The organism is Micromonospora sp. WMMB235 (assembly GCF_001855515.1).
Taxonomy (GTDB): domain Bacteria; phylum Actinomycetota; class Actinomycetes; order Mycobacteriales; family Micromonosporaceae; genus Micromonospora; species Micromonospora aurantiaca.
In genome coordinates this window covers 3,694,229-3,713,604 of record NZ_MDRX01000001.1, presented here as the reverse complement: position 1 = coordinate 3,713,604, position 19,376 = coordinate 3,694,229, and the positions used below count along the sequence as shown (strand labels likewise).

Below are 19,376 nucleotides of genomic sequence, written 5' to 3'. Positions count from 1 at the left end.
GCCGGGCGACGGACGCCCGGCGTCAGTCGAACAGGCCGTCGAGCGCCTTCTGTTCGAGATCGCGCCAGCGCTCGGCGTCCTTCAGCGCCTTGGCGATCTCCTTCTCGTCGAGGTGGTGGGCGCCCTCCTCGCGGATGCACGCGACGCTGAACGGCCCGCCGACCGACGGCGAGGTCCGCTCCAGCGCCTCCAGCACCCGTACCACGCCCACCACGCCGTACTCGACGGTGCGCGTGGTCATCCGGAAGTGGGACAGCAGCGCGCCGGCCTGCTGGGCCATGGGCGCGCCGGAGCCGATGGCGTGGAAGCCCACGTCCTCGTAGCGGCCGATCAGCCCGTTGGGGTTGATCTCCACGATCCACGGGCCGCCCTGGCTGAAGCCGGCCGCGAGCAGGTACGCCGACACCCCGCCGCCGGCGCCCTCGCCTGGTACGTCCGGGATGTAGTTCTCGTAGTGCTTCTTGAAGACGGGCAGGACGCGCTCCTGCAACTCGTCGCCGATGTCGGGTGCTTCGAGGATGGCGGTGGCCGAGTCCTGGAGGAGGGGGCGCAGGTCGTTGAGTACCCCCCGCGCACCGCTGCCGCCCCAGGCGGCGCAGTCGCCCAGCGGGTGCAGCTTCTGGGCGGGGAAGCTCAGACCGCGGTCGCTCTCGGTGATCTGGGAGTCGGCGCCGATCACCACCCCGTCTTTGCAGACAACGGCGAGTACGACGGTCATAGCGTCCTCCTGAGCAGGGGTAAGGGGTAGGGCGCGACGTACCCGCCATCCCGCCTGCCTACACCCCGACGAGTGTTGGCCCACTCGTGGCCGGACTACGGGAAGGCTGCCGCCCGTCGGCGGCGACGCGGTCGAGCGGCCGGCCGGATGCGTTACGGCGACGGCTCGTGGAAGTAGACGGTGGCCGACCACCAGTCACCGTCGGCAGTGATCTCGCTCTGAAAAGCAGGTCACTGCTGCCACAGGAACGCCGCCGTCGAGCACGGCCGGCAGCGGAATCCGTACCCGCAGCCACCGCCACCGAAGTTGAAGCCGGTGCGGTGATCGTGGCCTTCCTCGAACTGGACGACGAACGACATGGGCAGGGCGCAGGCGGGACAGGTGGGCGTCTGGTCGAACTGGAGCCACGCCGGCAGTCCGCCGAGTTGCCCGAGGACGTCTCGCAGCGGTCGGCCGGACTCACCGCGCCAGCGCTCGCGCGCCTCGTCGTAGCCGTCGGAGTCGTGCATCGGCACGTACGTGACGGCGGACGTCTCGGCCGCCAGGACGGTGTCGCCCGGGGGCACGGCAGACGGAGCCAGCGCCCCGGAAGGGAAGACGAACGCGCGGTTGCCGCCGGCTGTCGCATCCCACTCGTCGCACAGGCCCGGATCGTTCTGGCACATGAAGATCGACAAGAGCGCGGCGTCGTCCGCGTCGATGTCGTCGAGTCGGACCTGGGCCAGGAACTGCATCGGTCCGTCGCACTCGTCGCACACCGGCCAGTCGAAGCCCGCAGGCACGAGCGGAACACCGCCGGTACGCGTGCCGGGCGCATCTGGCGCCGTGTCACCGTTGTAGATCATCAGAATCGTCACGCGGCGCAGCGTAGGGGAGTTGACGATCTCTCGCAGCGCTCAGATGTGCCCGGGTCCGTCCGGCACCCGGCCCGCAGCCGGGCGGCCGATCGGAGTCACGTCCGTTGGTAGCCTGACGCGTCCGTACGACAGATGGAGTCTGCCCGGTGCTCAGGATGGTGCTGCGGAGGCTGGGCGCGGCGGGCGCGGTCTGCCTGGTGGCTGCGTGCGGACCCTCGACTGCTGATCCAGCGGATCGTTCGGCGGGCGAAGCTGCCCCCTCCACGGCCCAGGCGACCGGCACGCCCACCACCGGGAAAGCGTCCGCGATTCCGGCGACCGGCGGCGCCGGCTACTCCGCGGCACTGTCGGCGCGGCTGGTGACCACGGACGCGCTACCACGAGGTTTCACTGTGGACATCGCGACGGTCATGGCTCCGGATGCGGGCCGGCAGCGCCCCGGCCCCGAGGTGCCCTGTGCGGACATGATTCCGCTGTTGTCGGCCAACCGGCTGACCGGTGCTCCGTCGGCGATGGCCGCCGCCACCGTCAGCTCTGGCGAGGGCTCCGATTACCCGTGGGTGGCAAGCGAAGTGCTCAGGACGTACGCCGACGACGGCGCCCGAGAGGCGATGGCGGACCTGCGGACGTTCATCGGCCGGTGCCCTGCCGTCGCGTCACCGGGCCAGGACGGAGGCAGCTACCGTTTCGCGGTGGTACCGGGGCCGCGACTGGGCGACGAGAGCATGCGCGTCGACGCCAGCACGACTTCCGGATCGATCACCCTGGAATGGGACAGCATCCTCGTCCGGATCGGCACCACCCTGGTGGTCGTTCATGAGCAGGGCAACGAGCCCGGCGGCGACGATCACCTCACCCGACTCGCCGAAGCCGCGCTCCGCAGCTACCAGACAACCGGACCCTGAACGCCCTCGGGCGGTCGGCGGCAGCTCACCTCGTCGCGCCACCCAACCACCTGGTCAGCGCATCCTCCAGCGTCTGCTGATCGTCACCCACCCAGGCCACGTGCCCGTCCGGCCGCAGCAACACCGCCGGCACGTCCAGCTCGTCGCCGGTGCCGGCGACGTGCCCGACCCGGTCGGCCCAGCCGTCCACCGACAGCTTCCCGGTCCCGTCCAGCAACAACCCGCCGCCGGTACGCATCAGCTCGTACAGGCGTCCCTCCCGCAGCGGTACGTCGCGCAGCCGCCGCCCGAGCAGCGCATGCCCCTCGCCGACGTCGTACCGGACGCTGATCGCTGTGACCTTCTCGATCAGGAAGCGGTTGACCTCGTCGAAGTCCATGAGCTGCGCCAGCATCTGACGCACGGCCTGCGGTCCGGGCTCGTTCGTGGTCAGCAGCATCTGCGCGCGGGTGTTCGTCAGCACGTCGGCGGCGACCGGGCGTCGCTCGGTCTCGTAGGTGTCCAGCAGGCCGTCCGGCGCCCAGCCGTTCACCGTCGCCGCCAGCTTCCAGCCCAGGTTGAACGCGTCCTGGATGCCCAGGTTGAGCCCCTGCCCGCCCAGCGGCGGGTGGACGTGCGCGGCGTCGCCGGCCAGGAACACCCGCCCGACCCGGTAGTGCTCGGCCAGGCGGGTCGCGTCGCCGAACCTCGACAGCCAGCGGGGGGAGTGCACGCCGAAGTCGGTGCCCGCGTACGCGTGAAGTTGCCGCTTGACGTCATCGAGCGTCGGCGGCGCCGAGGCCACGTCGGCCGCCGGTACGACCACCCGGAACACGCCGGGCCTGCCGGACGGCCCGAGCCCGAACCGTTTCTCGGTGCGGCGTACCTCGGTCATGATCGCGGTGATCTCGTCCGCGGACGCGGTCACCTCCATCTCGCCGAGCAGCGTGTCGATCGTCGACGGCTCGCCGGGAAAGCCGACGCCGAGCAGCTTGCGGACGGTGCTGCGCCCGCCGTCGCAGCCGACGGCGAACCGCGCCCGCAGCGGTGACGCGCTCTCGTCGTCGAGGTGGACTGTCACGCCGTCGTCGTCCTGCTCCAGCCCGGTCACCGCACTGCCGCGCCGGATCTCAGCGCCGACCTCGGCGGCGTGGTCGGCGAGCAGCCGGTCGGTGAGCGTCTGCGGGATGCCGAGGACGTACGGGTGTGCGGTGTCCAGGTCGGCGGGCGCGGGTTTGTCGATGCTGGCGAAGAACCCCCGGATCGGATGGGTGCCGCCGTGTTCGAGGAACCGCTCCAGCAGCCCGCGCTGGTCCATCACCTCGATGCTGCGGACGTGCAGGCCGAGCGAGCGCACGTACGGCGGCGGCTCGGCGTCGCGTTCCAGGACGAGCACGCCGACGCCCTGAAGGCGCAACTCGCTCGCCAGCATCATGCCGGTCGGCCCACCGCCGACCACGATCACGTCGAACACATCTTCCCCCGTGCCGAGTGTCAGGCGACCGTCCCCTTCGGCGGCACGAAGCCGCCGGAGAGGGCGCGGATGCGTGCCACGAGCGCAGCGACGATCGGCTGGTGGTCGAATCGACCATAGCCGCCGTGCCGGAACGCGCGGGCCTCGATGAACTCGCTGCCGCCGGCGCCGTCGTCGGGCACCCGTACCTGCTCAGCCATGGTCTGCTCCCGGTGGTCGGGTGGCCGACGCTACAACCGCCGGGCAACCCCGGTCAGCCGCGGCGGAACGTCCGGCGGTAGGTGTCCGGGGGTACGCCGACGGTGCGCTGGAAGTGGCGGCGCAGCGTCGTCGCCGTACCCATGCCGGATGCCTCGGCGACGGCGTCGATGCCGTCGTCAGTGTTCTCCAGCAGCTCCTGCGCCCGCCGGATGCGCTGCGTGGCCAGCCACTGCGACGGCGTGGCGCCGGTCGCGGCGGTGAAGTGCCGGACCAGGTTGCGGGTGCTCATGGTGGCCTGGCGGGCGAGGTCGGCGACCGTCAGCGGGCGGTCCAGCCGCGCCATCGCCCAGGGGAGCAGCGCGGCGAGCGGGTGGTCCTCGCGGGCCGGGACCGGTGTGGTGACGTACTGGGCCTGGCCGCCCGCGCGGTGCGGCGGCACCACCAGGCGGCGGGCGACGGCGTTGGCGACTGTGGAGCCGTGGTCGCGGCGGATCAGGTGCAGGCACAGGTCGATCGCGGCGGCCTTGCCGGCGGAGGCGAGCACGTCACCGTTGTCCACGTAGAGCACGTCCGGGTCGACCTGGACGCGTGGGTAGCGGGCGGCGAGCGCGTCGGTGTGCGCCCAGTGGGTGGTGGCGCGCAGCCCGTCGAGGATGCCGGCGGCGGCGAGGACGAACGCGCCGGTGCAGAACGAGACCATCCGGGCGCCCGCCTCGTGCGCGGCGCGGACCGCGTCGACCAGGTCGGACGGCGGCTCGGCGTCGGTGTCCTCGATCGCCGGGACGATCACCGTGTGGGCGCGGGCCAGGTGGTCCAGCCCGTGGTCGGGCGTGACCGCGAACCGGCCGACGCCGACCGGGCCGGGACCGCAGACCACCAGGTCGTACCAGGGGTCGGCCAGGCCGGTCGGGTCGCGCACGAAGATCTCGCAGGCCGCCGCCAGCTCGAAGTGCAGCATCCCGTCGGTGGCGGCGAGCGCGATCAGAGTCATGTCCGAAACTGTACGGGCATTGGCGTTTGCGCCACTGTCCCGGCTCTCGAATTCCGGCGAGGATCATTCCAGTCGATCTTCGAGGGGGAATGTCATGCAGGTAGCGGTGTTCGGGGCGTACGGGCACACCGGACGGTTCGTGGTGGCGGAGCTGCGGGAGCGGGGATACGAGCCGCTGCCGGTGGGACGCGACGCCGGGAGGCTGTCGGCCGCGTTCCCGGGGGTGGAGCAGCGGGTGGCGTCGGTCGACGACCCGGCCTCGCTGGACCGGGCGCTGGCCGGGGCGGCGGCGGTGGTCAACTGCGCCGGGCCGTTCGCCTCGACCGCCGGCCCGCTGATCGAGGCCGCGTTGCGGGCCGGGATCCCCTACGTCGACGTAGCGGCCGAGATCGAGGCGAACCGGGACACGTTCGCGCACTACGCCGAGCGTGCCGAGGCCGCGGGAGTCGCGGTGGTGCCCGCCATGGCGTTCTTCGGCGGGCTCGGCGACCTGCTGGTCACCGTCGCGATGGGGGACTGGGCGGCGGCCGACGAGGCGCACGTCGCGTACGGGCTGAGCAGCTGGCACCCGACGGCCGGGACGGTCGCCTCCGGCGTCGTCTCGCGCGAGCGCCGCGACGGCCGGCGGGTCCGCTTCACCGACGGGCGCCTGGTGTACGCCGACGGCGACCTGCCCCGGCGGGACTGGGAGTTCCCGGCGCCGCTCGGTGTCCGGCCGGTGCTCGGCGAGTTCACCATGGCCGACGTGGTGACGGTGCCGAGCCACCTGGACATCCCGGAGGTGTGCACGTACATGACCGCGAACGCGGCAGGGGACCTCGCCGCCGGGGAGGCGCCGGCCGCTGTGGACGAGCGTGGCCGGTCCGCGCAGACGTTCACCGTCGACGTGGTGGTGAGTTCGGGCGACGTCCGCCGGCGGGTGGTGGCCCACGGGCAGGACATCTACGCGATCAGCGCGCCGCTGGCGGTCGAGGCGGTCCACCGGATCCTGACCGGGCAGACGCGGGCGACCGGTGTCGCGTCGGCCGGCCGGATCTTCGACGCGACGGACTTCCTGGGCGCGCTGTCGGCGCACCTCACCGTCGAGACGTCGCCGGCCGCCTGATGCCCCGTCGGCCTCCCGCATCCACGGCTACCGATTGACAATGTTTGGAATCCAAACTTACTCTCGCGCTGGGCGGGTGCGCGCCCCGCCTTCCCCGTCCACGCGCCCCACCCCACCACGAAGGAACCACCATGTTCCGCTCTCCCCGTACCGCCCGATTGCGGGTCGGCCTGGTCGCCGCGACCGCCGCGGCACTCGTGACAGGCACCGCCGTGATGGCGACGAACGCCCAGGCGGCGGCCGGCTGCCGCGTCACCTACACGACCGCCAGCCAGTGGCCCGGCGGCTTCACCGCGAACGTCGACGTGACCAACCTCGGTGACCCGATCAACGGCTGGAACCTGCGCTGGACGTTCCCGTCCGGCCAGCGGGTCACCCAGGCCTGGAGCGCCACAGTCACCTCCTCCGGCGCCGACGTCACCGCGACGAACGTCGGCTACAACGGCTCCATCGCCACCAACGGCAGCGTCTCGTTCGGCTTCAACGGCTCCTGGTCCGGCGCGAACACCGCGCCCACCGCGTTCTCCCTCAACGGTGTGGCCTGCACCGGCGGCGTCGGCGGGACCACCCCGCCGCCGCCCACCACGCCACCGCCGACCACTCCGCCCCCGACCACCCCGCCGCCCACCACGCCACCGCCCACGACCCCGCCGCCCGCCGGCAACGCCATGGCCGCCGTCGCCGCCATGCAGCCCGGCTGGAACCTCGGCAACTCCTTCGACGCTGTCGGCGCGGACGAGACCGCGTGGGGCAACCCGCGGGTCACCGAGGCGCTGCTCGACAACGTCCGGGCGCAGGGCTTCAACAGCATCCGCATCCCGGTGACCTGGAGCAACCACCACGGCGCCGCGCCGAACTACACGATCGACGCGGCCTGGCTGAACCGGGTACGCGAGGTGGTCGGCTGGGCGCTCGCCGACGGCTTCTACGTGGTGCTCAACATCCACCACGACTCGTGGCAGTGGATCAACACGATGCCCACCGACCGCACCAACGTTCTGAACCGCTACAACGCGCTCTGGACCCAGATCGCCGCCGCGTTCAAGGACTCCTCGCCGAAGCTGACCTTCGAGAGCGTCAACGAGCCGCAGTTCACCGGAAGCTCCGGCGACGCGCAGAACGCCACGCTCCTCAACGAGCTGAACACCTCGTTCCACCGCATCGTCCGTCAGTCCGGCGGGGGCAACGCCACCCGGCTGCTGGTCCTGCCGACCCTGCACACCTCCGCCGAGCAGGCCCGGGTGAACGAGCTGGTCAGCACGTTCAACACGCTCAACGACCCGAACCTGATCGCCACCGTGCACTTCTACGGGTACTGGCCGTTCAGCGTGAACGTCGCCGGGGGCACCCGGTTCGACGCGACGGTCCAGCAGGACCTGACCGACCAGTTCGACCGGGTCTACAACGCCTTCGTCACCCGCAACATCCCGGTGATCATCGGCGAGTACGGGCTGCTCGGCTTCGACCGCCACACCGGCACCATCGAGCAGGGCGAGAAGCTCAAGTTCTTCGAGTTCCTCGGCCACTACGCGCGTAGCCGCAAGCTGACCACCCAGCTCTGGGACAACGGCCAGCACTTCGACCGCACGTCGTTCGTGTGGAAGGACCCCGAGCTGTTCGCGCAGATCAAGTCGAGCTGGACGACCCGCTCCGGCACCGCGTCCAGCGACCAGGTGTACGTGCCGCGTACCGGCACGATCACCGCCAAGAGCCTGACGCTCAACCTGAACGGCACCACGTTCCAGGGGCTGCGCCAGGGCACCACCGACCTGGTGAACGGCACCGACTACACGGTCTCCGGCGGCACCCTGACGCTCACCGCGTCGGCGCTGACCCGGCTGGTCGGCTCCCGTGCGTACGGGGTGAACGCCAACCTCCAGGCCCGCTTCTCCGCGGGCGTGCCGTGGCGGATCAGCATCATCACGTACGACCCGCCGGTGCTGTCGAACGCCACGGGCACCACGGCGGCGTTCACGCTCCCGGCGCAGTTCCGCGGTGACCAGCTGGCCACGATGGAGGCGAAGTACGCCGACGGCAGCAACGCCGGGCCGCACAACTGGACCTCGTACAAGGAGTTCGACGTGACGTTCGCGCCGAACTACACCGGCAACACGATCGCGTTGAAGCCGGAGTTCTTCGCCGAGGTCAACGACGGCCAGCGGGTCACGCTGACGTTCCACTTCTGGAGCGGCACGAAGCTGACCTACTACGTGACCAAGTCCGGCAGCACCGTCACCGGCACGGTGAGCTGACCGCGACGGCACGGCTCGCGGCGGTGGGCGTCGACACCGCCGCGAGCCGTGCCCGGCACGAGTTTCCGCCGGACCGATGATTTCCGAGGTCGGCGCCGGTCGACAGAGGCATGAAGACGCTCACTCTCCAGACGCCCGAGGTCGACCTGGTCTACGACGTCCACGCCCCCGAGGCGGCCGAGGCCGGGCACCGCCCCTTGTTCATGATCGGCCAGCCGATGTGCGCCGACGGCTTCACCACGCTCGCGTCGTACTTCCCGGACCGCACAGTCATCACGTACGACCCGCGCGGACTCGGCCGCAGCGTCCGCAAGGACGGCCGGAACGACTCGCTGCCCGAGGTGCAGGCCCGGGACGTCCGCGACATCGTCGACGCCCTCGGCGTGGGCCCGGTCGACATGTTCGCCAGCAGCGGCGGCGCGGTGACCGCGCTCGCGCTGGTGGCCGCCCACCCGGACGTGGTGACCACGCTCGTGGCGCACGAGCCGCCGCTGGTCACGCTGCTCCCCGACGCCGAGGCGGCCGGACGGGCCATGGCCGCCTGCCAGGAGGCGTACCGGAAGAACGGCTGGGGTGCCGGCATGGCGGCGTTCATCGTCATGACGTCGTGGCGCGGCGAGTTCACAGCCGACTACTTCGCGCAGCCCGCGCCCGATCCCGCCGCGTTCGGAATGCCGGCCGAGGACGACGGCAGCCGCGACGACCCGCTGCTCTCCGACCGGTCCGCGGCGGTCACCGTCTTCCGGCCGGACGCCGACGCGCTGCGCGCCGCGCCCACCCGGGTCGTGGTGGCGGTGGGCGAGGAGTCGGCGGACACCCTCACCGCGCGGACGTCGGTGGCCACCGCCGAGCTGCTCGGCGGACAGGCCGCGGTCTTCCCGAGCCACCACGGTGGGTTCCTCGGCGAGGGGATGGGCCACGCCGGGCAGCCGGAGGCGTTCGCGCGCCGGCTGCGGGAGATCCTCGACGCCTGACCGCGGCAGCGCCGCGTCGCGGATGCCCGCGACGGTCAGGCCCGGCGCACGTCGGTGACCATCGCCGGGTAGGGCCCGGCCGGTGTGCCGGGCCCGGCCTGGTCCGCGGGGACGACGTTCTCCATCCGCAGCCGCAGCGTGACCGGGTCGGCGGTGTCGAGGACGATCCGCCACCCCCAGCCGCCGCCGTACTCGGCGGTCAGCTCGACCGCCGCCCCGCCCGCCGCGCCGGTGAGCGTCATCGGGGTCGGCTGCTGGTGCCACGAGTCGCCCCACCAGGCGACGAGCGAGCCCGGCCGGTCGCCGGCGCCGACCACCAGCAGGCCGTCCTGCGGGCCGTCGTCGGGATGTTCCCACGAGTACGACACGGTGGTCAGGTGCCCGCCGGCCGCGGTGGCGACTGTGAGCGCGGCCGGCGACTCGGCGAGCGGATCGGCGGGCATCAGCCGGAAGCCGTTGGTGCCTGCCCAGGACCCGGTGACGTCGGTGAGAACCATCGTCCCAGGATAGGAGCCAACCCCGACAGCGCACGCCCGCCGCGCGTGCGGCGCGGCCCGACCTCGGATCTCCGGCAGGACGGGGTCAGGCGGAGAAGTCGTCGTCGGCGTCGCGGGCGTCCGCCTGGATGTGCTCGCCGGGGCGCTTGCCCCGGATCTCATCCTGTTCGCGTACCCGGCCCGCTTCGGCGTGTTCGTCCTGGTTCAGGTCACCGAGCCGCGCCCGGGCCGGACCGGCCAGGTCCTCCAGGTCGTTCTTCGCGCGCTCGACGCTCATTGCCGCCTCCCCGGATCGTCGCGTGGCGGCCCTCGCCGCCTGCCGAGGCGCGTCCCCGCTGGCCCGGCCGGCAAACCGCCGCCACCGGCCGGGCGCCCGCCCGCCGTGCGGTCATGCGGGCGGCAGTGCGGTGATCAGGTCCTCGGCGTGCCGCAGCGTGTCGGCCAGCGCGTCGCGCGATCCGTCGTCCAGCGGGATCGAGCGGGCCTGCCGCACCAGCTCCCGCGCGGACTCCGGCTCGTCGAGTTGCAGCGCCAGCTCCGCCCGGTAGACCAGCGCCTCCACCTGGACGGCCGGGTCGTCGGCGGCATCCGGGCGGGCAAGCGCGCCGTCGAGGATCCGCGCGGCCTGCTGGGGATTGCCGCGAGAGTCCGCCTGCACCACCGCGTTCTGCAGCGTACGGGCCAGCCCGCCCCTGTCGTCGGTCTCCGCGGTATCGCTCCGGCCGACGAACCGGATCCAGTTGCCGCCGGGGTCGACGATGCTGAACCCGAAGTGGCCCTCCTGGTTGCGGCGGGGCCGGGGCCGGGTCATCCGGGGCACGCCGGAGACGAGCACCTTGCCGTACGTGGCACGCAGGCCGTCGGTGAAGGCCCGGTGGATGTCGACCAGGTCGTCCACCACCACCAGGCAGGAGCCGTACGAGTCGGCGGGATCGAACTGCGGCATCCCGAAGAAGTGCAGATGGAGATCCTCCCGCCGCAGTGTCAGGTACGGGTTCGGGCGCTCCTGCCGGTACGTGATCTCGAAGCCGAGGGCCTGGTAGAAGGGCGCCACATCGTCCAGGGAGCGGCACGGCAGCAGCGGGATCGTCGTCTCGTTAGCCATGCTCCGAGCCTGGCGACCGAGGGCCGGCTCGTGCACATGGAAATGTCCGTTCGGCTTCTGGCGCCGTCCGAACGGACACGGGGGCCGGTCCGTAGTGGACCGGCCCCCGTGCGGGGTTTCGTTCGGGTCAGGGCTTCCAGGACCCGGCGGAACGGAAGCGGTGCTTGTATTCCACGACGCCGTTCTGGTCCTTGACGTCGAAGATGAGCTGGCCGCTGCGCTTGGAACCCTCGGGCAGGTTGTTGCCCGAGGTCATCAGCTTGCCGCAACCCGAGAAGGCGCCGCCGATGCCGCTCTCCTCGGTGCCGTCCGCAGCGACCCAGGTGAAGTAGAACGGGTTGATCGAGCCGGTGCCCTTGGTGATCTCGGCGGTCACGTCGGCGATCAGGAACATGCCGTTCTTCGGGCCGGGCATGACCTCGCTGCAGGCGGCGTTCCTGGTCCGGAAGTTGCCGACGGTGATCTCGATGGTGCCCCGGTCGTCGTTGACGACCAGCTTGTCGCCGGCCGGCATGTTGAACGTCTTGTCGTCGGTGTTGCCCGGCTGCGGCGTGCCGGTGGGAGCGCCCGTCGGGATGTCACCTGTGGGCTGGCCGTAGGTGACGCCCGGGGTGGGCAGCGAGTCGATCGCCTCCTGGGTCTTCTTCGCGCCGCTGTAGATGGCGAAGATGCCGCCACCGCAGCACAGCAGCAGCAGGATCACCGCGATGATGCCGACAGTGATCCAGACGTTCTTGTTCGACTTCTTCGCCGGCGGTCCGAAGGGCGCTCCGGGCGGCGGCGGGTACGCGCCACCACCCGGCGGCGGGTAACCACCCGGGGGCGGGTAGCCACCCGGCTGCTGGTACTCGCCGCCCGGGGGCGGGTACGCCGCACCCGGCGGCTGGTACTCGGACCCCGGCGGCGGGTACGCACCGCCCGGCGGCGGGTACGCGGCACCCGGCGGCTGGTACTCGCTGCCCGGCGGCGGGTACGGCGCGCCCGAGACGGGCGGCTGCGGCGCGTCCGAGGGCGGCGGGTAGGGCGAGCCCGAGGTCGGAGCGGGTGGTGGCGCGTACGGGTTGCCCGGCACCGGCGGCATCGGGGCGGTGGGGAACGCCTGCGTCGGCGGTTCCTGCGGCTGCTGGTTCGGGTCCGGTGACCCGGACGGAGGCTGAGGGTGGCTCACCGTACTCCTTGGGCGCCTTCGGAATTTTCAGTCGGAACGACGGTACAAGCCGGGCACAACCTGCCCGGCAGCGCCTCATCGACGAAGCAGGACGGCCGCGGTGCGGACCAGGTCGTCGTCCACGGCGAACCGTCCGGTCACCGCTGACGGTGGATCGGGCACCGGTGCGGCGGAGAGCCGGGCCGGGGCGATGGCGGCGTGGAAGGTGCCCGTCTCCGGCTCCAGCGTGACGCGCGCGTCGGCGAAGCCCAGCCACGTGCCGACGAGCGGGTGCCAGACCTTGTAGACGGTCTCCTTCGCGCTGAACAGCACGGTCGGCCAGGGCGTGCCGGGCGGCAGCCGGGCCAGGTCCGCCTCCTCGTCGGGGCGGCACACCTTCCGGCGTACCCCCGGGGAGAGCGGCCGGTAGCGCTCGGCGTCGATACCGACGGCGCGCACGTCGGTGGCGCGGGCGGCGGCCGCGGCGCAGTAGTCGCGGGTGTGGGTGATGGCGCCGACCACGCCGGGCGGCCAGATCGGGGCCCGGTCGGCGCCGGCCGGTACCGGCGTCGCGGGCAGGCCGAGCGCGCCGAGTGCCCGGCGGGCGCAGACCCGCCCGGCGGTGAAGTCTCGGCGCCGGCCGGGTACCGCGCGCTCACCCAGGGCGGCCAGCTCGGCCGGGAGCAGCTCACCGGCCCAGTCGGCCGCGTCGGCCACCGCCACGGCGACCTCGGCCGGGAGCAGATCACGCACGAGAGGTGGATGACGGGGACACGCGGTGAACGTACCGTAACGCTTGGGCGTGCCGCTGCGCTGAAGGAATGTTGCGGGGAGGCAACCGGTCCATCACCACCATTCCTGACTCGGAAGGAGCGGCCGATGACGCCTGGCGCGGAGGTTTCGGGAAGTACCGGCGGCGAGCACGTGCCGGTGACCCCCGACTGGACCTGCGGCTCGTGCGGTGACGACTGGCCCTGCGCCACGAAACGTCATCACCTGCTGCGCGAGTACCAGGTGGACCGGGCGTCGTTGAGCGTCTATCTCGGGTCCTGCCTCGCCGCGGCGACGCAGGATCTGCGCTCCGTGCCGGTCACCGCGCTCCAGGACCGGTTCATCGGCTGGGTGCCGCGCGGCCCGCGTATCGCCGAGGCATGAGCGCGTCCGGTGGCCGCCGCGTCGGGTTCGCGGCGGCCACCGGCTGCGGTCCTCAGGGGCGGCGCGGCCGCCGGGTGAGCCCGAAGCCGACCACGCCGGCCACGGCGGCGAGCACGCCGCCCACTGTGGTCCACACCCAGCGCGATCCGGCCTCGGGGAGCCACCCGGTCAGGTCGGTCTCCTCGTCGGCCACCGGCTCGGGCGTCGGCTCGGCGCTGAGCACGGTGCCGGCCCTGGTGTTCGGCACCAGCGGCGCGGCCAGTTCGCCGTCGTCGCCGGACGCGCCGCCCTCGTCGGTCGCGCCGACGAGCATCTCCACGTCGATCGGCAGACCGAGGTCGGGTTCCGGCAGATCGGTGACGGAGAGCCGGATGTAGTAGGTGCCGGGCAGCGGGTCGCCCGACCAGGGTTCGGCCCACGGCCGTACCCGGCGCAGCGTGCAGCCCAGCGCGACGCTCGTCGCCGACGCGCCGGCGGTGGGGGTCTGCGCGCCAGCGGTGCACGCCTGCCGGCGGCGCAGCCCGTCGAAGACGTCGACGGTCCAGGTGGACGCGCCGCTGCGTGGCTTCGGGAACGTGACGGTGGCGGTGACCTCGTGCACCTGCCCGGCGTCGGCGCGGAACGACCAGTACAGGTGGTCGCCGGTCGACGCGCCCACCTGCACCGGCTGGCCGGCGGTGACTGTGGTGGCGGTGAGGAACGAGGTGCCGGCCTTGGTCACCGTGGTCGCACCCGGTGACGGGCTGGGCGCGGCCAGGGCCGCCGCCGGGGTGAGGGCGAGTCCGGCGGCGGTGATCGCCGCCGCGGAGCGGATCAGCGTACGCATGCTCAGTTCACCCTCCACGTGTGCACCCACCAGCGGGTGAGCAGTCCGGCGACCAGCCCGGTGAGCAGTCCGGCGAGCGCGAGCAGGAGCAGCAGCACCCAGCCGCGGCCCAGATCCGGCCCGTCCGGCGCGGGGGAGGCGGCCACCACGTCGACTGTCAGCTCCACCGGCATGCCGGGCCGGGCCTGGGTGCCGGGCTTGGCCGCGAACGAGTTGCTGACCACCAGGCAGACGGTCCGTACGGACTGCTCCGCGCCGGCGCTCGGCTGCGGGCTCGGACCGTCCTCCTCCTCTTCGGCGGCCGACCAGCGCAGCCCGGCGGAGACCACGTCGGTACGCCCGCTGCCGGCGTCGACGCCCCGGACCAGTTCCCGCCCGTCCGGCGCGGTGGCGCGCAGCAGCACGCCGTAGTCCGGGTTGACCGGCCGGTCCAGCGCGACGCTCACCGAGGCGCGCAGTTCCTGCCCGGGACGCACCGGCACCCGGTACCAGCGGTGCTCGGAGAACGCCTCCCGGTCGCTGTAGACGCCGGGGGCGAGCAGTGGCGCGCCCTCGCACGCCGTGCCGCCGCCGACCACAGCCGGAGCGGCGGTGTACGTGTCCCGGGCGCGGTCGACCAGTTGCTTGATCCGGCCGGTCAGCTCGTCGGCGCTCTGCGCGGCGGTGTAGGTGCCCCCGGTCGCGCCGGCGATGCAGAGCAGCTGCTTGCGTACCTTCTCGTCCGGCGCCAGGCCGAGCGTGTCGACCACCAGGCGGGTGCCCTGGGCGGCCAGCTCGCGGGCCACCTCGCACGGGTCGGGCGGCGCGCAGGTGTCCTCACCGTCGGTGATCAGCACGATCCGGCGGGCGGTGCTGCCGGTTCCCAGGTCCTGCGCGGCGGAGCGCAGGGCCAGCCCGACCGGTGTGAAACCGGTCGGCCGCAGCCCGGCCACGGCGGCCTTGGCCTGGGTACGGTCCACCGGGCCGACGGGCACGATCTGCTGGGTGTCCAGGCAGCCCTGCTTCTTGTCCTTGCCCCGGTAGGTGGCGCCGAGCACCCGGATGCCGAGCTGTGTCTCGTCCGGCAGGGCGTCGACCACCTCGTTGAACGCCTGCTGGGCGACGGAGATCCGGCTGCGCCCGTCGATGTCGCGGGCCCGCATCGATCCGCTGACGTCGAGGACCAGCTCGACCTTGGGTGGTTCGGCGACGGGCTCGGTGGTCTCGTCGTCGGCCCCGGCGGGGCTCGGCCCGATCAGCGCGGCCGCCGCCAGCAGTCCGATGAGGACGGCCGTCGATCGTCTCTTGTTGATCACCGGGCGAAGTGTAGTGAGATCCACTTTGGAAGATCATCCGGGTCGGAGGTGCCCGCCGGAGGCCCGCTCCCGGCGCCCGCCGGGGCCGTCACGGTCGCGCTCGGCCACCCACCGTTAGCTGCACCATGTAAACCTTTCGGCCGGTGGTGCACTCGTCGGAAATCTGACCGGCCCGCACCCGTTGTGCCGTTGCCGGAGTGTGGTTAAGCTCTGTCTTGCGCGCCCCAATCGCCCGCTTCCCCCGTGGCAGGCGATCGGGGCGCGCTTTTTTGGTGCCCCGGCGCCGCGCAGTGCCCGGCGCCCCGCGTCAGATCCAGCGGCCGTCCAGCCACATCCGCGCCGACCAGTCCGCGTACGGCAGCACCCGGCCCACGAAGATCGGGTAGAAGTACGCGAAACAGAGCGCCACGAGCAACACGTACGCGCCCGCGATGATCCCGCCCACCAGCCGGCGGTCGTGGACCTGTTGCGGGTCCGGTGGCGCGGCCGTGTTCGACACCGGCGCGGGGGTGGCGATCGCGCCGAGCACGTAGACCACCGCGAGCACCAGGAACGGCACCGCCGGCGCGGCGTAGAAGGAGAACATCGTCCGGCCGTCGAGGGCGAACCAGAACCAGGGCAGCAGGCCGGCGGCGGCGCTGAGCAGGATCGCGCCCGCCCGCCAGTCACGCCGGGCCAGCCCGAGCCAGGCGGTCGCGGCCAGCGCCGGCAGGAACGACCACCACAGCAGCGGCGTACCCAGCAGCAGCACCTCCGAGGCGCAGCTCGGTGCGCCGCAACTGCCGTCGCCGGACCAGTGGAACGCCACCGGGCGGCCGAGCAGCAGCCACTGCCAGGGCCAGGACTGGTACTTGTGCGGGTCGTCGAGCTGGGTGTGGAAGCCGTACGCCGCCTTGTGGTACTCCCACAGGTTGATCAGCGCGCCGATGATCGGGGTGTCGCTCAGCTCCGGGTTGTTCGGGTAGCGCTCCGCCAGGCGGTAGTAGCCGTCCTGGCCGAGCAGCCAGCCCGACCAGGTCGCCACGTAGGTCACGAGCATCAGCACGCCCGCGGCGAGCAGCCACGGCAGCTCGTCGAGCACGGCGTCGCGCCACGGCCGGCGTACCCCGGACGAGCGGCGGACGCCCACCTCCCAGAGCAGCACCAGCAACGCGAACGCCGGTACGAAGTAGAGCGCGCTCCACTTCACCGAGCAGGCGCAGCCGAGCAGCACACCTGCTGCCAGCCGCCACCACGGCCAGTCCCGCCAGCCCGACGACGGACGGCCGGCCCGGCCCGGCTGTGTCGGGTCGAGCCCGCCCTCCAGCGCCCGCGCCCAGCGCCGCCTCCGGGCGTCCCGGTCGAGCACCAGCGCGCCGAACGCGGCGAGCACGAACAGCAGCAGGAAGATGTCGAGGATGGCCGTGCGGGACAGCACCAGGTGGTAGCCGTCGAGCGCGAGCAGCAGGCCGGCCGCGCAGCCGAGCACCGTGGAGCGGAACATCCGCCGCCCGATACGGACCAGCAGCAGCACCGACAGCGTGCCCGCCACCGCCGCTCCGAACCGCCAGCCGAACTCCGGCGAGGTGGTGATCAGGTGGCCCGGCACCGAGACGCCGCTGTCCGCGTCCTGGTAGCCGAAGGCCCACTCGCCGATGCCGATCATCCACTTGCCCAGCGGTGGATGCACCACGTACGAGGGGCCGTTGTCCTTGTAGTTCCACTCGAAGCCGCGGTCGATCAGCCCGTACGCGTCCTTGGCGTAGTAGGTCTCGTCGAAGATCTTCCCGGGCGGGAAACTGAGCCCCACGAAGCGCAGGATCGCCGCGACGCCCACCACCACCGCTGTCGCCAGCCACGCCTGACCTCGACCGATGCGATCATCGACGATGGCGAGCCGGCGCCGCACGGCGGCGGGAAGCCCGCGCCCGGCGCCGTCGCCCCGGTCGGTGGTGGAAGGGTCCGGGTTCGCGCTCTGTGCTGTCGACGCACTCGTCACCCGGCGATCGTAGGCTGCGAGGGTGCCCGGTGGCGTCTCTCGTCTCCGAAATTGGTACGACCGTCGATGAGGGAGCGCACGCCGTGGGGGAAATGTCCGAGGTAGGGCGGCTCGTGTTGCTCGGCGCGCCGCTCGGCAACCCGGCCGACGCGTCCGCCCGGTTCCGCGAGGTGCTGGCCGCCGCCGACGTGGTCGCCGCCGAGGACACCCGGCGGCTCACCCGGCTGGCCCGCGACCTGGACGTGACTGTGCCCGGCCGGATCGTCTCGTACTTCGAGGGCAACGAGGAGCGGCGTACCCCCGAGCTGGCCGAGGTGCTCACCGCCGGCTACACGGTCGCGCTGGTCACCGACGGCGGCATGCCGAGCGTCTCCGACCCCGGCTACCGGCTGGTCCGGGCCGCACTGGACGCCGGTGTGCCGGTCACCGCCGCGCCCGGGCCGAGCGCGGTGACCACCGCGCTGGCACTGTCCGGGCTGCCCTGCGACAGGTTCTGCTTCGAGGGCTTCCTGCCGCGTACCCCCGGCGCCCGCCGCTCCCGGCTGCGCGCGCTCGCCGCCGAGGACCGCACGCTGGTGTTCTTCGAGGCGCCGCACCGCATCACCGGTGCGCTCGCCGACCTGGCCGAGGCGTTCGGCAGGGACCGGCCCGCCGCGCTCTGCCGCGAGTTGACCAAGACCTACGAGGAGGTCGTCCGCCGGCCGCTCGGCGAACTGGCCGAGTGGGCCGCCGAGGGCGATCCGCGGGGCGAGATCACGCTCGTCGTTGCGGGCGCACCGGCCACGCCCGCGGTCCGGCCGGACGACGAGACGCTGCGCGCCGCGGTGGCCGAGCGCGAGGCGGCCGGGCTGTCCCGCCGGGACGCGATCACCGAGGTCGCCACCGCGTACGGGCTGCGGCGGCGCGAGGTGTACGCCGTCGTGCACAGCTGAAAGGAAGGGCCCCTTCTTAACGCCTGCGGTAGAGGAAGGGCCCCCTCTTAACGCCTCACCTCACCAGGCGGCGGCCAGGAAGCCGACGGTGATCAACGCCGGCCCGGCCAGCGCCAGGCCGACCGCCCAGTGCCGCTGCCGTTCGTCCGCGAGCCGGGTCGCCCCGGTCCACCTGGCGATCCCGGCGGCGCAGCCGGCCACCAGGGCCAGCCCCAGCAGCCAGCGCAGGTGCCGTCCCACCCCGGTGTCCGCGTAGGCGGTGGACCCGTCCGGCCCGGTCATCCGCGCCCGCAGCGAGCTGCCGGTGTCGGTGCGCCCGGCCGGTACGCCGCTGACCCGTACCCCGTGGGCCTGGAACCGGTCGCCGTCGGCGGAGAAGATGCCCCGGCAGCGCTGGGTGAGCCCGCCGCCCGCGCACTCGGTGATCATCACGGTGCCGCCGGTCGAGTGCCCCACCGCCAGCCAGAACGGCCCGGCGCTCACCCAGGCGAAGAACGCGGCGAGCAGGCTCAGCGTCAGCAGCACGGCCAGCCCGGCGGGCGGGCTCGGCGGCGCGGCCGGGCGGGCGCGTTCCCGTCGCGCCGAGGGGCGGCCCGGACGTGGGCGCGGCTCGTCGCGCAGCGGCGTGCCGTCCCAGTGCACCTCCTCGATCGGTGCCCAGCCGCCGGACGGGGCGGCCTCGCGCTGCCAGCGCGGCTGGCGTACCGGCACCCGGCTCGGCACCGCGTCCACCGGCGCTCCGGTGGTCGGCTCCACCTCCACCGGCGGGTCCGCCGGGTCGAGCCGTGGCTGGGGAGCGACGGGCCCGCCGGGCGGCGTGGGCCGCGCCGCCCGCCGCGTGGCGGCCGCCGACGGCTCGGGCGCCGCTGGTCTGCTGGTCACGATGTTCATTTCACACCGGTACGTCTGGCTTGTCGGGCAGCTCACGCCGCGTGTCGGCGACAAATCGGACGTACGGTCGGAGCGCGCACCCCATTGGTTCGCG

At 72.9% G+C, this 19,376-nt stretch carries 20 protein-coding genes; 6 read left to right on the top strand and 14 right to left on the bottom strand.

Annotated features, from left to right (window positions below; genetic code table 11):
• Positions 1-22: 22 nt before the first annotated feature.
• Complete coding sequence (locus BFV98_RS15785) at positions 23-718, bottom strand: 20S proteasome subunit A/B (protein ID WP_013283920.1); 696 nt, start codon at positions 716-718, stop codon at positions 23-25.
• A gap of 230 nt (positions 719-948) precedes the next feature.
• Positions 949-1,575, bottom strand: coding sequence for a DUF1963 domain-containing protein (locus BFV98_RS15780; RefSeq protein ID WP_030274049.1), 627 nt, complete (start codon positions 1,573-1,575; stop codon positions 949-951).
• Positions 1,576-1,721: 146 nt separating this feature from the next.
• Between BFV98_RS15780 and BFV98_RS15775 the strand changes: the two genes are divergently transcribed.
• Positions 1,722-2,480 (top strand): hypothetical protein, encoded by a 759-nt coding sequence (locus BFV98_RS15775; protein ID WP_041798784.1) that lies wholly within the window; start codon positions 1,722-1,724, stop codon positions 2,478-2,480.
• Between the two features lie 25 nt (positions 2,481-2,505).
• Here BFV98_RS15775 and rox read toward each other — a convergent pair whose 3' ends face one another.
• From rox to BFV98_RS15760, 3 genes are read right to left on the bottom strand one after another with little or no spacing between them, the layout of a single operon-like run.
• Positions 2,506-3,933 (bottom strand): rifampin monooxygenase, encoded by a 1,428-nt coding sequence (rox, locus tag BFV98_RS15770; protein WP_013283926.1) that lies wholly within the window; start codon positions 3,931-3,933, stop codon positions 2,506-2,508.
• A gap of 20 nt (positions 3,934-3,953) precedes the next feature.
• Positions 3,954-4,133: a hypothetical protein gene (locus BFV98_RS15765; RefSeq protein ID WP_030274055.1), complete on the bottom strand. Its 180-nt coding sequence runs from the start codon at positions 4,131-4,133 to the stop codon at positions 3,954-3,956.
• Between the two features lie 53 nt (positions 4,134-4,186).
• The gene (locus BFV98_RS15760; RefSeq protein ID WP_030274057.1) at positions 4,187-5,125 is read right to left on the bottom strand and encodes a helix-turn-helix domain-containing protein; all 939 of its coding nucleotides are present in this window, start codon (positions 5,123-5,125) and stop codon (positions 4,187-4,189) included.
• 94 nt (positions 5,126-5,219) lie between these two features.
• Here BFV98_RS15760 and BFV98_RS15755 point away from each other — a divergent pair, with 94 nt between their 5' ends.
• The 3 genes from BFV98_RS15755 to BFV98_RS15745 all read left to right on the top strand — a co-directional run bounded on the left by BFV98_RS15755 (position 5,220) and on the right by BFV98_RS15745 (position 9,456).
• Positions 5,220-6,230 (top strand): saccharopine dehydrogenase NADP-binding domain-containing protein, encoded by a 1,011-nt coding sequence (locus BFV98_RS15755; RefSeq protein ID WP_071096890.1) that lies wholly within the window; start codon positions 5,220-5,222, stop codon positions 6,228-6,230.
• Between the two features lie 131 nt (positions 6,231-6,361).
• Positions 6,362-8,482, top strand: a complete 2,121-nt coding sequence (locus BFV98_RS15750) for a cellulase family glycosylhydrolase (RefSeq protein ID WP_071096887.1) — start codon at positions 6,362-6,364, stop codon at positions 8,480-8,482.
• Positions 8,483-8,592: 110 nt separating this feature from the next.
• Positions 8,593-9,456: an alpha/beta fold hydrolase gene (locus tag BFV98_RS15745; protein ID WP_071096886.1), complete on the top strand. Its 864-nt coding sequence runs from the start codon at positions 8,593-8,595 to the stop codon at positions 9,454-9,456.
• 35 nt (positions 9,457-9,491) lie between these two features.
• Here BFV98_RS15745 and BFV98_RS15740 read toward each other — a convergent pair whose 3' ends face one another.
• From BFV98_RS15740 to BFV98_RS15720, 5 genes are all read right to left on the bottom strand, one after another.
• A complete protein-coding gene (locus BFV98_RS15740) occupies positions 9,492-9,953 on the bottom strand; it encodes a hypothetical protein (protein WP_030274065.1) in 462 nt (153 codons plus the stop codon).
• An 85-nt stretch (positions 9,954-10,038) separates the two neighbouring features.
• Complete coding sequence (locus tag BFV98_RS15735; protein WP_013473934.1) at positions 10,039-10,230, bottom strand: hypothetical protein; 192 nt, start codon at positions 10,228-10,230, stop codon at positions 10,039-10,041.
• Positions 10,231-10,341: 111 nt separating this feature from the next.
• Positions 10,342-11,058 (bottom strand): hypothetical protein, encoded by a 717-nt coding sequence (locus tag BFV98_RS15730; RefSeq protein ID WP_071096884.1) that lies wholly within the window; start codon positions 11,056-11,058, stop codon positions 10,342-10,344.
• 127 nt (positions 11,059-11,185) lie between these two features.
• The gene (locus BFV98_RS15725) at positions 11,186-12,226 is read right to left on the bottom strand and encodes a hypothetical protein (protein WP_071096882.1); all 1,041 of its coding nucleotides are present in this window, start codon (positions 12,224-12,226) and stop codon (positions 11,186-11,188) included.
• 75 nt (positions 12,227-12,301) lie between these two features.
• The gene (locus tag BFV98_RS15720) at positions 12,302-12,958 is read right to left on the bottom strand and encodes a 4'-phosphopantetheinyl transferase (protein ID WP_071096880.1); all 657 of its coding nucleotides are present in this window, start codon (positions 12,956-12,958) and stop codon (positions 12,302-12,304) included.
• Positions 12,959-13,084: 126 nt separating this feature from the next.
• On the opposite strand from BFV98_RS15720, the gene BFV98_RS15715 reads away from it, so the two are divergent.
• Entirely contained in the window at positions 13,085-13,360 is a 276-nt protein-coding gene (locus BFV98_RS15715) for a hypothetical protein (protein ID WP_013283937.1), read from the top strand.
• 52 nt (positions 13,361-13,412) lie between these two features.
• Here the strand turns inward: BFV98_RS15715 and BFV98_RS15710 are convergent, their stop codons facing one another.
• From BFV98_RS15710 to BFV98_RS15700, 3 genes are all read right to left on the bottom strand, one after another.
• On the bottom strand, positions 13,413-14,186 hold the full coding sequence (locus BFV98_RS15710; RefSeq protein ID WP_013283938.1) for a hypothetical protein: 774 nt from the start codon (positions 14,184-14,186) through the stop codon (positions 13,413-13,415).
• Between the two features lie 2 nt (positions 14,187-14,188).
• Positions 14,189-15,481, bottom strand: a complete 1,293-nt coding sequence (locus BFV98_RS15705) for a VWA domain-containing protein (RefSeq protein WP_071096878.1) — start codon at positions 15,479-15,481, stop codon at positions 14,189-14,191.
• 307 nt (positions 15,482-15,788) lie between these two features.
• Positions 15,789-17,459, bottom strand: a complete 1,671-nt coding sequence (locus tag BFV98_RS15700) for a dolichyl-phosphate-mannose--protein mannosyltransferase (protein ID WP_071096876.1) — start codon at positions 17,457-17,459, stop codon at positions 15,789-15,791.
• A gap of 92 nt (positions 17,460-17,551) precedes the next feature.
• Between BFV98_RS15700 and rsmI the strand changes: the two genes are divergently transcribed.
• Positions 17,552-18,391, top strand: coding sequence for a 16S rRNA (cytidine(1402)-2'-O)-methyltransferase (gene rsmI, locus BFV98_RS15695; RefSeq protein WP_071096874.1), 840 nt, complete (start codon positions 17,552-17,554; stop codon positions 18,389-18,391).
• A 60-nt stretch (positions 18,392-18,451) separates the two neighbouring features.
• Here rsmI and BFV98_RS15690 read toward each other — a convergent pair whose 3' ends face one another.
• Positions 18,452-19,282 (bottom strand): hypothetical protein, encoded by an 831-nt coding sequence (locus BFV98_RS15690; RefSeq protein ID WP_232236769.1) that lies wholly within the window; start codon positions 19,280-19,282, stop codon positions 18,452-18,454.
• Positions 19,283-19,376: the final 94 nt, after the last annotated feature.